Source organism: Variovorax gracilis, assembly GCF_030317115.1.
Classification (GTDB): domain Bacteria; phylum Pseudomonadota; class Gammaproteobacteria; order Burkholderiales; family Burkholderiaceae_C; genus Variovorax; species Variovorax gracilis.
Window position 1 is genome coordinate 74,984 of record NZ_JASZYF010000018.1, and the last position, 15,969, is coordinate 90,952.

Annotated in this window: 11 protein-coding genes; 4 read left to right on the forward strand and 7 right to left on the reverse strand. The window is 64.5% G+C overall.

All coding sequences use genetic code 11. The features are described from left to right. Positions 1-49 precede the first annotated feature (49 nt). The 4 genes from QTH97_RS25900 to QTH97_RS25915 all read left to right on the forward strand — a co-directional run bounded on the left by QTH97_RS25900 (position 50) and on the right by QTH97_RS25915 (position 8,141). The gene (locus QTH97_RS25900) at positions 50-3,457 is read left to right on the forward strand and encodes an AfsR/SARP family transcriptional regulator (protein ID WP_286571377.1); all 3,408 of its coding nucleotides are present in this window, start codon (positions 50-52) and stop codon (positions 3,455-3,457) included. A gap of 501 nt (positions 3,458-3,958) precedes the next feature. Beyond that, a complete protein-coding gene (locus tag QTH97_RS25905) occupies positions 3,959-5,260 on the forward strand; it encodes an ion channel protein (RefSeq protein WP_286571378.1) in 1,302 nt (433 codons plus the stop codon). A 138-nt stretch (positions 5,261-5,398) separates the two neighbouring features. Continuing rightward, positions 5,399-6,940 (forward strand): arylsulfatase, encoded by a 1,542-nt coding sequence (locus QTH97_RS25910; RefSeq protein ID WP_286571379.1) that lies wholly within the window; start codon positions 5,399-5,401, stop codon positions 6,938-6,940. 145 nt (positions 6,941-7,085) lie between these two features. Next, on the forward strand, positions 7,086-8,141 hold the full coding sequence (locus QTH97_RS25915; RefSeq protein WP_286571380.1) for a BamA/TamA family outer membrane protein: 1,056 nt from the start codon (positions 7,086-7,088) through the stop codon (positions 8,139-8,141). Between the two features lie 289 nt (positions 8,142-8,430). Here QTH97_RS25915 and QTH97_RS25920 read toward each other — a convergent pair whose 3' ends face one another. The 7 genes from QTH97_RS25920 to QTH97_RS25950 form a co-directional block, all read right to left on the reverse strand. Then, positions 8,431-8,640, reverse strand: a complete 210-nt coding sequence (locus tag QTH97_RS25920) for a DUF4287 domain-containing protein (RefSeq protein WP_286571381.1) — start codon at positions 8,638-8,640, stop codon at positions 8,431-8,433. Between the two features lie 310 nt (positions 8,641-8,950). Next, positions 8,951-9,946 (reverse strand): Bug family tripartite tricarboxylate transporter substrate binding protein, encoded by a 996-nt coding sequence (locus QTH97_RS25925; protein WP_286571382.1) that lies wholly within the window; start codon positions 9,944-9,946, stop codon positions 8,951-8,953. Between the two features lie 26 nt (positions 9,947-9,972). Beyond that, the gene (locus QTH97_RS25930) at positions 9,973-10,959 is read right to left on the reverse strand and encodes a Bug family tripartite tricarboxylate transporter substrate binding protein (RefSeq protein WP_286571408.1); all 987 of its coding nucleotides are present in this window, start codon (positions 10,957-10,959) and stop codon (positions 9,973-9,975) included. A gap of 10 nt (positions 10,960-10,969) precedes the next feature. Further along, positions 10,970-11,860: an amidohydrolase family protein gene (locus tag QTH97_RS25935; protein ID WP_286571383.1), complete on the reverse strand. Its 891-nt coding sequence runs from the start codon at positions 11,858-11,860 to the stop codon at positions 10,970-10,972. A 33-nt stretch (positions 11,861-11,893) separates the two neighbouring features. Next, positions 11,894-12,832 (reverse strand): Bug family tripartite tricarboxylate transporter substrate binding protein, encoded by a 939-nt coding sequence (locus QTH97_RS25940; protein WP_286571384.1) that lies wholly within the window; start codon positions 12,830-12,832, stop codon positions 11,894-11,896. Between the two features lie 215 nt (positions 12,833-13,047). Then, positions 13,048-15,000: an acyl CoA:acetate/3-ketoacid CoA transferase gene (locus QTH97_RS25945; RefSeq protein WP_286571385.1), complete on the reverse strand. Its 1,953-nt coding sequence runs from the start codon at positions 14,998-15,000 to the stop codon at positions 13,048-13,050. Continuing rightward, on the reverse strand, positions 14,997-15,968 hold the full coding sequence (locus tag QTH97_RS25950; protein WP_286571386.1) for an alpha/beta fold hydrolase: 972 nt from the start codon (positions 15,966-15,968) through the stop codon (positions 14,997-14,999). Before QTH97_RS25950 ends, QTH97_RS25945 begins: the two co-directional genes overlap by 4 nt. Between the last annotated feature and the right edge of the window lies 1 nt (position 15,969).

Here is a 15,969-nt window from a genome sequence, read left to right on the forward strand (position 1 = left end):
CTTGCGGGCTTAGCATCGAGCCTTGGCGTGTTTGCCGCGTGTTTGCAGCGTGTCTTCTGCGTGCAAGGCGCAGATCGAGAGGCTGAAAGTGCAGGGATTGCGCGTACTGCTGTTGGGACAGGGGCGGCTCGAACTGGACGGCCAGGCGCTGACGCGCCTGCTCGCGCCCAAGCAACAGGCGCTGCTCTTCTACCTTGCGGCGGTTGGCGGCTCCGTCGCCCGCACGAAGCTCGCCTCGATGCTCTGGAGCGAACTGGACGAAGCATCGGCCCGGTCGAACCTTCGTGGTGCACTCTCGCGCTTGCGCCGCTGGCTGCCCGAGCTGTTGCTGGTCGATGCCCAACAAATCGGCCTTGCACCCGGCGCGGCATTGGAAGTGGACCTGCACGCCTTGACCCGGGCCATGTCATCGCCCGAAATGGCACCTGCCGGGCGCTGCGCCGCGGCGGACGCCTGGCGTGGCCCGCTGCTTGATGGCTTCGAAGTCGGGAGCGCGGAGGGCTTCGAGGAATGGCTCGCGCAAGCGCGTCCGCGCGCCCAGCGCGAGCTTCAGTTGCTACGCCACGACCTGCTTCGACGCTGCGAAGCCGCAGGCGCACTCGACGACGCGGCCTCGCAAGCCCGCAGCCTGCTCGACGTTGACGACGCCGACGAGGCAGCGCACATGGCGCTGATGCGCCTGCTGGCGGCATCCGGCCGTCGCACGGCCGCCATCGCGCAATACGAGGCCTGCCGCGCCGCGCTCCTCCAACGGCTGGGCGCCAGGCCGTCGGCCGAGTGCTACGCGCTCTACACACGCATTCATTCGGACGCCCGTGCGCCGAAGGCTGCACACGTGTCGCCAGAGGCACCGATGGCGCTATTGCGTGACCCGTCCGCCGAAAATGTCGCGACCACGCCGCCATCGATTGCTTCCGCCACGCCCGATCTGATTGGCCGCGAAGCCGAATTCGATCTCGCGTGCGAGCGATTGGGCGACCCGGCCTGCCGCTGGCTCACGATCACGGGCCCGGGCGGCGTTGGCAAGACACGGCTGGCCCAGTCCGCCGCCGAAGCGTGGGGGCCGTGTTGCCGTCACGGCGTGCTCTGGCTGAGCGGCCGTGTTGATGGCGGTGGCGCGCTGCAGGACGCCGAAAGCCTGATCCAGCAGATCGTGGCGCGCACCGGGGCCGACCGTCACGCCGCCGGGGCGCTGTTGCTGGCGCTGGACAACCTTGAGAAAGTCCCCGCGGCGCGCACCTTCGAGCCGATGTTGCGCGAGCGCGCGCCGGGCGTGAAGGTGCTGGCCACCTCGCGCGTGCGGGTGGGCGGAGGCCAGGAATGGTTGCTGGAACTGGGCGGGCTGGGCATGGCGCCGGCGGTGCGGCTGTTCAGCGCGGCCGCGCGGCGGCTCGTACCAGGTTTCGATGCCGACGCGCAGGCCGAGTCCGTGCAACGCATCTGTCGTCTCGTCGGAGGCCTGCCCCTTGCACTGCAAATGGCGGCCCGAAGCGTCCACACCGCTGGCGTGGCGCCCGTGCTCGAGCACCTCGACAAGGGTGATCCGCTGGTCGACGGCGACCGCGACGAAACCGATCAGCACCGCAGCCTCGACACCGTCCTCGACGACTCATGGGCGCTGCTCGACGCAGACGCCCGCGACACGGCGCTGCGCCTGTCGCAGCTGCCGGGCGACTTCGATACCGAATTGGCGCGCGTCATTGGCGCCAGCGACACAGCACTCGCGACCTTGCGCTCGCATTCCTGGCTGATGCGCAGCGGCGACGCGAAGGGTGACGGCCGCCTCGGCTTTCATCCCTTGCTGCTGGCCTGGTTGCGGCGGCAGGCCGGCGCGTCCACGGCCCAGCCGTTGGTGATGGAGCGGGTCGTGCAATGGCTGGACGAGCGCATGCCATCGGTCTTGCCTTTTTCCGACCTGCCAACGGACGATGAAGGGGCGGCCGCCAGGGCGATGACCGTGGCCGACAGCGCGTGCGGCTCGGCGCCGACGCTGATGGCTGCAGTGCGCCACATGGCCGGCCGCATGCAGCCCTCGCGTTCGGCGGATTGGACCGACCGCGCCGTAGCCATGCTGCTGCACGCCGATCGGCAAGCCGAGTCCGCGACCTTGCTGGCGCAGGCGCTGGAATATGGCGAGCTGCCGCGATGGCAGAGGGTCGGCTGGGGGCTGCGACGCGCCGAACTGCTCAACGGTTGTGGCGCATCCAGGGCCGCATTGCGCGGCTACATCCATGCGCTGGCCGAACTCGGACTGTGCACTGCCGACCTCGAACAGACGCCATGGGCCGAGCTGATGCCGGCGACCCGCCGCTTGCTCGCCCTGGACGAATGGCCTGCGCACGATCCATCCCGCTCCGCCTTCTCGGCCCTGGTCCTGCGCAGCCTCTACTGCACCATGGGCTTGTTGGTGTTCTCGCCCGACCAGCGCCCCTTGATGCGCATCTCGCTGGAGGCCGACATGCTATTTCGACGCTTGCGCCTGCATGGCGGTCTTCGCGTGGGATCGAGCGCGCTTGCTGTCTCGACCGCGGGACACCCCGCCATCGCGCGACGGCTGGTCGCGCGGGCCCAGAAACTGCAAGCGAGTCTGCCGGCCAGTGACCCACGCGTGAGTGCCCTGTTCAGCGAAAGCCGCTGTGTCGTGCTCGCCGGCCTGGGCGACTGGGACAGCCTGGCGCAGGAACTGGAGGCGTCGGCGCAGCAATTTGCCCGCCTGCGCTGTGGCCGGCAGGAAATGAACATGCGCGCACTCTCGGCGAAGCTGGCGTTCTTCCAGGGGCGGCTCGACGAGTCCTTGCGGCGCTTCCACGAACTCGATGAACTGGCCCTGCGCCGCCCCGGCGAATCGTGGCGCGCATGGGGCCCGATCGGGCTGGTCGAAGTGGGGCTCTGCCTGGAACCGATCGATGACGACATGCTGCGCTGTCACTACGAACGCGCCGTGCTTGCCATGACGGAAATGGAAAACGTCGACGCCGCCTACACGTTGCGTCGCCTCGGCCTGGCCGCGCGACTCGCCTGGCGCAGCGGTGACGTCCCGGCAGCGCGAGCGGCGGTGTACGCCGGCGTGGCAGCCGCCCGTCGCATGCAAAGTGCGTGGTGGGCGCATGAGGGGTACGCGGGACTGGGCGACACCTTGCTGGCGCTGTGCGCGCATGAACCGTCCAGCAGTGCCGAGCATGGGCCGCTGGAAGCCGCATGGCAAGCGTTCGAGCCTACGCTGGCGATGCATGTGCGGCGCTTTCCGCCGGCAGCGATCCTGCAATGGCGGCTTCAAGGCGTCCGAGCCCAGGCAGAGGGCCGCATCGACGAGGGCCAGGCGCTATTGAAACGGGCGATAGCGTACGCCGAACGGCAACATATGCACGTTGAACTGGCACGCGCTTGCCAAGCCTTGGGCGCCCAAGGCTTGCAGGGCACGGTGTCGGAGCGAAAGCCCAGTTCGTCCCATAGGTAGACTTCGCGCCCGCTCTGCCTCGCAGCCGAAGCGGTGCAGGGGCAGGTTCTACGCTGCCAGCGTTCGATCGCTTGATCTTCCGCATCAGGCGACTGGTCGCGGCTGTACGAGTTTTCGAACGGAACGGCAGCGACTCTGAGCTGACCTTGACGCTCTTTCCGGTGCACGACCGGTTGAATCCCCACATCCAGAACTGGCGTTCGGGGCCCGAAGCGGACAGCCATCTCGCTCCAGACCGGACGCTCACACAGGAGCGTTCTGCGGAGTCGCACACCAGCATTGGATGAACTTTGTGAACGCTTCGCTGGATGGCCCGAAGTGGCCATCCAGCTGTCGACGCTGCCTAAGACTACGCCTCTCTCCTCGTGCGTCGAGCCTCCTGGCCGCCGGCATACGCTCCTTGCACCACGCCGTGGCGCGCCCCTGGCAAACGGCCTTGTCCTACAAGCACACAGGTGCCCAGCGAAATAAGCTCCGGCCCTTGTGTCATGGATAGCCCCCATGAAAGGTCACCTGTCGGTGCACAAGAGCTCATTCGACTTCACGACGGCGCGAGAGCGTTCGATGCTGACGCTCGGTATCCCCGCAATCGTCGTGGGCATCACGGCAGCGATCATCCTCGCGCTGGTCGTAGCAGCGGCGAATCTCCTGCAGAAATTCCTTTGGCAGACGCTTCCTGCCAGCTTCGGTGCGACGGCCGCGACGTGGTGGTGGGTCCTCAGTGTGCTGACACTGACTGGGCTGGTCGTCGGCTCGATTGTGCGTTTCGTTCCAGGGCATGCCGGGCCGGATCCTGCGACCATCGAACTGTTCGGCGAGCCGACTCCCTTGTTCGTGCTGCCCGGTTTGGTGCTTGCGCTGGTCATCGCCTTGGCCGGTGGAGTCAGCCTCGGACCGGAGAATCCGATCATCGCCACCATCGTGGGCATCGTGGTCGCGGTGGGCACGCGACTGATTCCCCGCGTACCGGCCAAGAGCTGGGTCATGTTCGCCGCGGCCGGCACCATCGGCGCGATGTTCGGCACGCCCGTCGCCGCGGCACTGCTTTTCTCCGAGATGGTCGCCACCGGCAACAAGGACAAGCCGGTCTGGGACCAACTCTTCGGGCCGCTCGTGGCGGCTGGCGCCGGCGGCCTCACGATGGCGCAGTTCGAGGAGTTGAGCTTCGCATTGCCGATTCAGCCTTACACGCAGCCCACGCTGACCGACATCGGCGTCGGCATCCTGGTGGCGATCGCGGCCGTCGCCATCGGCATGATCGCGGTCTGGTTGTTTCCGATCTTCCACAGGCTCTTCAAGTCCATGGGGAATGTGGTGCTGGCGATGACGGTGGGCGGATTCCTGCTGGGGCTGCTGGGCATCCTGGGCGGCCCGATCACCATGTTCAAGGGCCTCGGCGAAATGAAGCTGCTCACCACGAGCGCAGGTGACTACTCCATCTCCGCGATGGCGATGGTCATCGTGATCAAGCTGGTGGCCATCCTGGTCTCGGCCACATGCGGCTTTCGCGGCGGCCGCATTTTTCCGATGGTGTTCGTCGGCGTGGCCTTCGGCTTGTTGGTACACCAGGTCTTCCCGTCCGTGCCCGGCGCGCTGACCGTGGCCTGTTCGGTTCTCGGTTTCACTCTGGTGGTCACGCGGGACGGCTGGCTCAGTCTGTTCATGGGTGTGGTGATGATCCCCGGGACGGAATTGCTGCCCTTGCTATGCGTGGCAGTGCTGCCGATCTGGCTGCTTCTGGCCGGACGTCCGCTCATGCTCGTCGAGCCCGAACCTGACGCAACGCCGCCGAAGGCGGGCTAACAACAACGGGCGGCGCGTATTCGCAGGACGTCTAGCGGGCCTCTCATGCGCTGCCCAAGTGCGGCGATCGGCGAACAGGCGGCCGCAAACGCCTGTGTTTTCTCCATCCCCTAACTCACGAAAGAGAGAGTAGCCACCATGGCCACCGACAACGCAAAGACCGCAAAAGGCTCCAAGGCCGGTTCGGGCAAGCCGAACATCCTCGTGATTTTCGGCGACGACATCGGCGTCCCTCAGGTCAGCGCGTACACGCGCGGCCTCATGGGCTACCAGACGCCGAATATCGATCGAATCGCCAACGAGGGCGCGCTCTTCACGGACTCGTACGGCCAGCAGAGCTGTACGGCGGGCCGTGCATCCTTCATACTGGGCCAGGAGCCATTTCGCACGGGGCTGCTTACTATCGGCATGCCGGGCGACTCGCACGGCATCACCGAGTGGATGCCCACCATTGCAGACGCCATGAAGGCGCAAGGCTACGCGACCGGCCAATTCGGCAAGAACCATCTGGGCGACCAAGACCAGCATCTGCCGACCAACCACGGCTTCGATGAATTCTTTGGCAACCTATACCACCTCAATGCCGAGGAAGAGCCCGAGGGCTACTTTTATCCGAAGGACCCCGCGTTCAAGAAGAAGTTTGGACCGCGCGGCGTGATCCATTCGATTGCGGGCGGCAAGATCGAAGACACCGGACCTCTCAACACGGCGCGCATGCCAACTATCGACGAGGAGTTCCTTGCCTCGGCCAAGCAGTTCATCACCAACAGCGCCAAGGCCGAGCAGCCCTTCTTTGTCTGGTTCAACACCACGCGCATGCACGTGTTCACGCACCTGAAGGAGGAATCCATCGGAAAGACGGGCAAGGGCCTGCATGCGGACGGCATGGTCGAGCATGACGGTCACGTGGGCGAGTTGCTCAAACTCCTCGACGACCTGAAGCTCGACGACAACACCATCGTGGTCTACACCACCGACAACGGCGCCGAACTCGCGCTGTGGCCGGACGGCGCGATGACCATGTTCCGCGGCGAGAAGGGCTCGACCTGGGAGGGCGGATTCCGCATTCCGATGCTGATTCGCTGGCCCGGCACCATCAAGCCGGGCACGGTCTACAACGACCCCATCTCGCTGATCGACATGTTCCCGACACTGTGCGCGGCGGCCGGCGTTCCCGACATCAAAGAGCAGTTGGCCAAGGGCACGACACTGGGCAAGAAGAAGTTCAAGGTGCATCTCGATGGCTACAACTTCGTGCCCTATTTCCAGGGCAAGGAAAAGGAAGCACCGCGCCAGTCGATCATGTACTTCGACCAAGGCGGCAACCTCAACGCGGTGCGTTATCGCGACTGGAAGGTGAGCTTCGCGACGCAGCACGGCAACATCGCCACCGGTGTTCGCTCGGTTTCCGCATGGGCCATGATCACAAACCTGCGCATGGACCCTTACGAGCGCGGCATCGAGGACGGCGGGGGCGCGCTAGATTTCATCGCCCGGCAGATGTGGCTGCTAGTGCCCATCCAGGGCGAGGTGAAGCGCTTTTTCTCGGACTTCGGTGACTACCCCTACCAGGCCGGCAGCTCGCTGAATGCGGGCGGTATCAACTACGGTCTTCTGAAGCAGGAAGACGCGCTCAAGCGGCTGAAAGAGGTTGAACTGCTGCAGCATCCGGGCAGTTGAGCGGCGGCCGCCGTCACGCCAATAGCCTGTGCGGAAAGTCGTTCCTCGAAGGGACCGCGCATGGCTATGGGTCGTGCTCGGCATGGCGGGCGTGACTGCGAACGCCGGCGCGGATGTTGCAGACTTGGCTCCAAACGGGCCCTTGATGCAGCTCAATCCGGTCGACACTGCGCAGGCGCCGAGTTCGTTGCCTCCGACCTCGGAGCCGCAGGACAAGAAATCCCAGTCGACCGTAGTGCCCATCCCGCTGGCCGATCCCACATTGGGCAGCGGCTTGGCGGTGCTCGGGATGTACTTCCATCCACAGACTGCCGAGGAAGCGACCACCCAGCCACCTTCACTGACTGCGGCCTTCGGCATGGGAACCAACAACGGCAGCTATGTCGCCGGCGTCGCCCAGACCAGCTATTGGGACGCGGACCGCTGGCGCTTCTCTGGCTTGGCCGGTTTCGGGCACTTGAACCTCGATTTCTTTGGCAGCGGCGCGCCATCTGCGTCATCACCAGTCGGTGTGCGCTGGACGGTTGACGCTGCGGTACTTCAAGCGACGCTCTACTACCGCATCGTCCCCAACTGGTATCTAGGCGGACAGTTTCGCTACGCCGATGTCCGCCAGACCTTCGGCGTGGGCGGCGCTGATCCGATGACCACCGGTCCGGCCGACGTGCGAACGTCCGGCGCCGGTGCGCTCCTGGAGCGCGACACGCGAGACAACAAGTTCGCTCCGCATGACGGCTCCCTGCTCGAATTCCACAGCCTGTTCAACCGGCGAGGCTTGGGCGGAGACGTCGCAGACAACTCAATCAATCTGCGCTATCGCAAGTACATATCGCTGCGCAAGGACCTTGTGCTTGCCACGGACGTGCACGCATGCGCCAAGGGCGGCGACGTGCCGCTCTTCGACTACTGCTTCCTGCAACTGCGCGGCTACCCTGCCACCCGCTACATTGGGCGCTCGATGCTTTTGGGGCAGGCGGAACTGAGATGGCATGCTTTCGGCCGCGTCGGCATCGTCGCATTCGTCGGCACCGGCGCGGTCGCCGATCGCTTCGGCGACATCACGAGCCGCAACCTTCCGGTGGGCTACGGCGTAGGGGTGCGTTATATGGTGCTTGAAGACCAGCGCATCAATCTTCGGATCGACGTTGCTCGTGGGAGCAATTCGCAGGCGGTCTACTTGTCGGTGACAGAAGCGTTTTGACAGTATCGACGAGGCGCTTTGACCAGGTCGATCCTCCGGCGGAATACCGCGAACGCTTCGTCTACGTTCATCTGCTCGTCGTCCCGAGGTAGTCCCGACGTGGGAAGCGGAGGGGGCCGTCAACACCACGGGACCGATGAAGTTGTAGAGGCTGGCGATGTCCTCGATGTGTGCCATATGGGGTCAGGTGAGCCATTTGATTGGAGGTCCGGTTGTGGCGGCTGCAGTCTGTTCGGGGCTGGCAACCGCACGGCACATCGCGGCCAGGTTTCATGACGCGCTGGGCGCGCTACTTGGTCGCGAGGAAGGCCGCCACCAAGGCGTTCGCGTGCCCGTGTCCGACCTGGTGCTGGGCTTTCAGGCAGTTGACCAGCTCCATGTGCTTCAACGGACCCATCTTCTCCAGAATAACCATCCAATGCGCTATTGGCTTGGCGTAGGTCTTCTCGATGGACGGAAAATATGAGGCGGGTCCTTTTACCTTGGTGGTCTCGGCCATAGAAGCCCTCCCTTGAAGAGTGAGAGTGAGCTCGTGTACCACGAGCGTCGGGCGTGGCCTCGGTTCGCTCGGGGCGCCCCAATCCTAGCGCAGCACAGAACGTCCGCAATTGGCCTCGAGCACCTATTCACGGCCGTGCCTGAGCTGCCCTTCGGCGTGATCGCCCTTTGGCCGAGGACTTCTCCCGGCGAGTTTGGCGAACAGGCAGTCCCGGGGCCACAAGCTGTCAGTCGCGACCGTCCGCTTTCGCGCGGCCCGAAATCGATGGTGCTCCGGGCGTGGCGGCTTCGTGAGATCACGATCAAACCGACTACTGCTTTTCCACCTTTGCGGCCGCGGCTACTTTGCTCCAAAGCTCCGTGTTGTCGCGCAACATCTTTGCGAATGCATCGCCCGAGACAACCGAAGGCACGGAACCCAGGTCGGCAGAGAACTTCTGCACGTCCGGGCTTGCCATGGCGATCGCAATCTCCTTCTGCAGCCTTTGCATCACGGGTGCCGGTGTTCCCTTCGGTGCCCAGAGCCCGGTGAAATTGATGACGCCGTAGTTCTTGATGCCAGCTTCGGCAAAGGTCGGAACCTCGGGCAAAGCTGTCAGCCGCTTGTCGCCGCTGATGCCCAGCAGGCGCACCTTGCCACCCTTGACCTGCCCCATCACGCCGGGCGTCGACGCAATCTGAAAGTCGATGGTGCCGGACAAGAGGGCCAGCGTTGCCTCACCAGCGCCCTTGAAGGGCACGTGCGTGACATCGATCTTGGCGGCAGTTGCCAAGGCCTCGGTTGAAAAGTGAGGCGTGGTACCCGCACCGCCAGTGCCGTAGTTGAGCTTGCCAGGATTTGCCTTTGCGTACCCGACGAGATCCGCGAGCGTCTTGAACTTGGACTCCGAACCGACCACGAGCGCCATCGGAGCGAAGTTGAACGCCGCGACCGGAACCAGGTCACGGTCGGGATCGAATGGCAGCTTGTTGAAGACGTGCGGCAGGATCGAGTAGGTCGTGTCGTTCGCCATCAGCGTGTAGCCGTCCGGCGAAGACTTGGCAACCTGTTGGGCTCCAATGGTGCCGGTAGCACCTGCCTTGTTCTCGACAAAGAAGCTCTGCCCTGTCTGCTCGGTCAGCTTGTGGGCGACCTTTCGCGTCACCTGGTCCACGGCGCCGCCCGGCGGATAGGGCACGACGATCTTGACCGGCTTCGTCGGATAGGCGCCTTGCGCCAGCAGCGGCCCTGCGGGAATCGCAAGGAGGGCCAGGACGGCAGTGGCCGCGAATGAGCGACGGCGCGTCGTTTCGAGATGGCAAATCATGAATGTCTCCGGTGATTATTTGGCGGTCAATCGACCTTGATGCCGGCGTCCTTGATCACCCGGCCCCACTTCGTCAGGTCGGCTTTCTGGGTGTCGGCAAGCTGCTGCGGCGAGCTAACGACCAAGGTGACGCCCAGCTTGTCAGCCATGGCAACGACCTCGGGGTCCTTGAGGATTCGCACGATCTCCTGATGGAGACGCTGCACAACCTGCTGGGGCGTGCCAGCAGGTAGATAGACCGCCTGCCATTGCTCGACGACAAAGTCCTTGATTCCCGCCTGCGCCATGGTCGGCACATCCGGCAAGGCCTTGAGCCGTGCGGATGAAGTCACCGCCAATGCCCTTAGACGGCCGCTCTGCACATGAGGCAATGCCGCCGCCACCGGCGCGAACATGAAGCCGGCATGACCTGCCAACACGTCCTGGATGGCAGGCGTGTCCCCTTTGTAGGGCACGTGCGTCATCTTCGTGCCCGTTTGCAGGCGCAGCAGTTCCCCCTGCATCTGCAGAATGGTCCCGTTGCCGCCCGAAGCGAACGACAGTGCATCAGGGTGCGCCTTGGCTTCTGCGACGAGGTCGGCGACGGTCCGGAACGGTTGCGAGGTGCTCACGACCAGAACATGGGGGATCGTGCCGATCAACGACACCGGCTCGAAGGCCTTGACCGGGTCGTATTGCATCTTCGGAACCAGGTTTGGCACGATGGCCTGGGGACCGATCGATGTGCCCAACATCGTGAAGCCGTCCGGTGCCGCCTTGGCGACAAAGGCGGAACCGATGGTTCCAGTTGCGCCGGCCTTGTTGTCAACGATCACTGTCGCGGCGAGCGAGGTGCCGAGGCGCTGCGCGACGGCGCGACCGAGGATGTCGGTCGTTCCGCCCGGCGGATACGGCACCACCCACGTGATGGGCTTGCCGGTAGGCCAAGTGGTCTGCGCAGAAGCAGGAACACCTGCGGCGGCAAGCAATGCGAGAACGGTGGCGCTGAACGCGCGGCGGGCGGTGAGCTTCATGGCGTTTCCTTCAAACTTTCGGGAATCCGTACAGCGCGACGGGGTTGTCGACCAGCACGCGGTGCAGCGTTGCTTCGTCATTGGCCCAATGGGCCAGCATCGTCATCTGATGGGCGTCATCAGGCATCGACTGATGACCGGCAGACGCGGAGGCGTGGGGCCAATCACTGCCCCACAACACGCGCTGCGGCGCGGAGCGCAGGTACTGGCGCGCCAAGGGAATTACGTCCTCGTAGTCCGGAGGTCCCGATTCGCTGACGATGTAACCGCCCGAGAGCTTGACCCACGCGCGTCCCTTGGCGAGCAGTCGCAGGACGAGTGCGTGGGCCGGATGACGGGTTGCCAGCGAAGGTGCGATCCGGCCGAAATGGTCGAACACGACGTCAACCGGAAGCTGCTCGAGACGATCGCCGAGTTGGGCGAGTACGTCGGGTGCCGCCAGCAACTGCAGATGCCAGCCCAGTGGCGCAATCCGTGCCGCGAGAGTTTCCAACTGATCAGGGGAGCTGACGACACCGAGCGACAAGTTCAAGCGAGCGCCACGGACCCCGGCCTCGTGCATCGTTTGCAGCTCACGATCACGGATCTCTCCATCGATCACGGCGATGCCGCGTGCCGATCCGCCGACTTCCGCGAGTGCGCGGCACATCAGCCTGTTGTCCGTGCCGTAGGTCGACGGTGTGACAAACACCACCCGCTCGGTACCGGTTCGCTCCTGAAGCAGTCGGTAGTCCGCCACGGTTGCATCTGGCGGCGTCAGCCTTGCACCGGGGACCGCCGGAAACGAGGCGTCATACACATGCACATGGCAGTCGCAGGCGCCCGACGGAACTGTCGCGGACGTGCGGCCCTTCCCGGCCGAGAACGGTGCAGTGACCGTCTCGGCTTTAAAGGTAGGCATTCTGTGCCCCCGATGGTGCCGTCAGCCGCGGCTTCAGTCGACCTTGGCGCCGGACTCCTTGACGATTGGGCCCCAGCGCCCGATGTCCTCATGAATCAGCTTGGCGAACTGCTCCGGGGTGCCGCCCATCGTGTCGGCGCCTTGACCGGCGAGCTTCTTTTGAACCTCGGGGTCTTGCAGCGCCTTGTTGAACGCCCCGTTCAGCTTGGCGACGACGTCCTTGGGCAATCCGGCCGGACCGGCCACGCCGAACCAGGTGACGGCCTCGAAGCCCTTGAAGCCGGACTCGGCGATGGTCGGCACGCCCGGGAGGTCAGCGGTGCGCTTGGGCGATGTCACCGCGATGGCGCGCATCTTCCCGTTCTTGATGTAGCCGATCAGCGTAGGAACCGACGACATGTACATCTGGATCTGGCCACCAATGAGGTCGGTCGAACCCTGTGCGGCGCCCTTGTACGGAACGTGCGTGAACTTGACACCCGCGGTCTTCTGGAACAGTTCGGTCGCGAGATGCGCGACCGTGCCGCTGCCCGAGCTGGCGTAGTTCAACGTCTCTGGCTTGGCCTTGGCTGCGGCCACCACGTCCGCGACCGTCTTGTAGGGAGAGTTCGCCGCTACCACCATCGCAAGCGGCGCGCTCGCGATGGTGACGATTGGCGTCAAATCCTTTTCCGGGTTGTAAGGAAGCTTGGGGTAGAGCGTCGGATTGATCGCCAGGTTGCTCGTTTGACCGAGCACCAGTGTGTAGCCGTCAGCGGGCGACTTGGCCGCAGTATCCACGCCTAAGTTGCCGCCGGAGCCGGGCTTGTTGTCGATGATGATCGACCAGCCATTGGTGACGGCCACCTTGTTCGCGACTTCACGCGCAATCAGGTCGGTGCCACCGCCAGCGGGAAACGGCACGATCAGCTTGATCGGGCGCGCGGGGTAGGCCTGTGCGTTGACGGATGTCGCGCAAAAGGTTGCAGCCATGACAACGGTCGTCGTCAGGGCGACGACAGCGGAGCGATGCGATGCAGAAACGGTACGGCGAAAAAGTTCCATTTGCTTGTCTCCAAATATCTGTCTGTGGTCTGCCGATCAGTGCCAGCAGTGCGTTTGATGGCGCAAGTATTCGCGTTTGAACCCGGATGGTCCAATTGATCTTTTATTGCCATCGATAGATTTGGCTTTTGGTATGCGCTGGCTCAGCCCGCGTCGGCGTTGCGCGAGCTCTGGCGAACAAACGCTGCAGCGTCGGCGCGGGTCTCGAACACGCCCGCCGAGGCATGACGGGCCTGCAAGCCGGGGCCCAACTTCGCGCGCATGAAGGCACTTGTCGCATAGCGTCTCGCGGAGCTGTAGAACCTCGTGCGCAAGGTGGCGACCACCTCCTCGTAGGTCTCGCTCACCATTTCGTCGAGTCGAAAGCCGTCGTAGTTGACGACCACGTTGACCTTGTGGCCGATCCGGACGCACAGCGCCTCGAACACGCGCCGAACGCTCTCGATGTCCTCCACACTGCGGATCGCCATCCCCTCGAAATTGACGAACAGGATGTTGCGGTCGGCGTCGTAGCTCAATCGGTCGGAGAGCTGAAGGTCCTGGAGGACCCCGGCGAGCCCCATGGACTTGGGACGATAGATGCGCGCGTCCATCGTGGACACGGTGCCGATCGCCGGGCGAAATTCCATGTGGCCGAGGATGTCGCGGTCGATGTCGATGCCAGGCGCGACTTCGATCAGCTGCAAGCCCTGCGGCTCGAGCCTGAAGACACAGCGTTCCGTCACGTAGTGCACCGATTGGCCCTTGCCGACGGCAAGCGGGCCGCTGAAGGTGATCTGCTCGACCGCATCGACGAACTTGCGTTTCTTCCCTTCGGCATCGATGCGCACCTTGCCGTCCTCGATGGACACCTCCAACCCACCGGCCGAGAAGGTGCCGGCAAACACCAAGCGCCGCGCATTCTGGCTGATGTTGATGAACCCGCCGGCGCCCGCGAGCCGAGGTCCGAAGCGGCTCACGTTGACATTGCCGACGCGGTCTATTTCAGCCATGCCCAGACAGGCGAGGTCAAGCCCACCGCCATCGTAGAAATCGAACTGCTGGTTCTGGTGCAACAGTGACTGCACATTCACTGCCGCACCGAAGTCGAGTCCGCCCTGCGGCATGCCGCCGATCACCCCAGGCTCGGCTGTGAGTGTCAGGTCGTCGAGCACGCGCTCTTCGGCTGCCACGGAAGCGACGACTTCCGGCACGCCAATGCCCAGATTGATGACGCCCCCCAGCGGCAGCTCGAAGGCGCAACGTCGCGCGATCAGCTTTCGCTCATCGAGAGCGTGCGGGACGATCCTGTCCGTCGGCACCTTGATCTCGCCTGAAAGCGCCGCGCTGTAGTCCGTGCCATAGGTCTGCGCGTGCAAAGCTGGCGGCGCGAGCACCACACAGTCCACCAATGCGCCTGGCACCACGACACTGCGCGCGTCCAGGGAGCCGGCCGCAGCGATTCGCTCGACCTGGGCGATGACCAGGCCGTTGGCATTGCGCGCTGCCATCGCGGCTGCCTGCGCGTCCAGCACCAACGCCTCGCGCTCCATCGTGATGTTGCCGGATGGATCAGCGGTGGTTCCGCGAATGAGCGCCACATTGACGGGAAAGGTCTTGTAGAAGAGCCACTCCTCACCGTCGATCTCCATGACTCGCACCAGGTCCTCGGTGGTCAGGGCATTGATCCGGCCACCGCCATTGCGCGGATCGACGAAGGTCCCCAGCCCCACCTTGCTCACGGAGCCGGCACGATGCGCGGCAATGTCGCGGTACAGGTGGGAGATGACGCCGAGCGGGAGGTTGTAGGCCTCGATGAGGTTGTCGGTCGCCAGCTTGGCCAGCTTGGGTATCAAGGACCAATGGCCGCCGATGGCCCGTTTGACCAGCCCCATGTGCGCCAGGCGATTGAGCCCTCGCTCCTTGGCGTCGCCCGGCGCCGCGGCGAAGACGAGGGTGAGGTCGCGAGGACCTTGCGTCTCGACGAAGCGTCGCTCCAGCGCCTCGATCAAGACTTCGGGCGTGCCGATACCGACGAAGCCCGAGCAACTGACCGCATCGCCGTCGCGGATCAGCGCGATCGCAGCGTCGGCCGAGACGACCTTGTCTTGTTTCATCGTGTGCTCGCTGAGGAGGGAGTGGAGGACGGAGCGCCCGCAGCCATTCGTCGAGCCTTCGGGCGCTCGACCGGTCCGGAACCGAAGAGGAACTCTTTGATGAGGGCGATCTGTTGGTCGTCCATCAAGGCGGGCGCGTGTCCGCAGTCGGGGATCCTGGCCATGACAACCTTGCCGGCCTTCGCGGCCGGCCCGCGGCTGAGCATCTCCCGGGTCGTCGATTCGGTCAGCAGATCAGAGTCTTCGCCGCGCAGGATCAGCACCTGGCAGTCGATCTTGTCCCAGAGTTGCCACAACACGATGTCGAGGTAGATCGGAATCGCAAAGCGCCTCGCAATGCCAGGATCGAAATGAAAGCGCACGCCTCCAGCAGGGTCCGGCACGGCACTGTGATGCGCGAGCTGCTGCCACTGCGCATCGGACAACTGACCGAAAGGCTCATGAATTTCGCGCAGGTGCGCCTCGAGTTCGTCGACCGATGCGAATCGCCACCGCTTCGACAGGTCCGCCCCGATACGCCGCAGGGCTGACGCCGACACCCTTGCGCCGAAGTCATTGAGCACCAGCCGTCGAATGGGCGTCGCGTAATCCGACGCCATCAACATGCCAATGTGGCCGCCAAGCGAGGTTCCGATCCAGTCGACTTGATCGACGTCGAGCCGGGCCAGAAGGGTGGACATGGCACCCGTGTAGGCCCGGTCCGTGTAATGCGACGGTGAGGCGAGCCATTCGCTGCGCCCTCGCCCCGGAAGGTCCGGCGCAATGACCCGGGCGCCTTCGGCGGCCAACGCCGTTGCCAGCACGTCGAAATCACGACCCGTGCGGGACACGCCGTGCACGCATAGGACCGTGCGCGTCGCGTTCTCGGATCCCCACTCCGCGTAAGCAAGCCGCCGGAAGCCGCCGTGCCCTAGCACCTGCACGTCTCTGAGCCGGGGTTGCGTCGCAATAGCTTGGCGGTTGGCCACC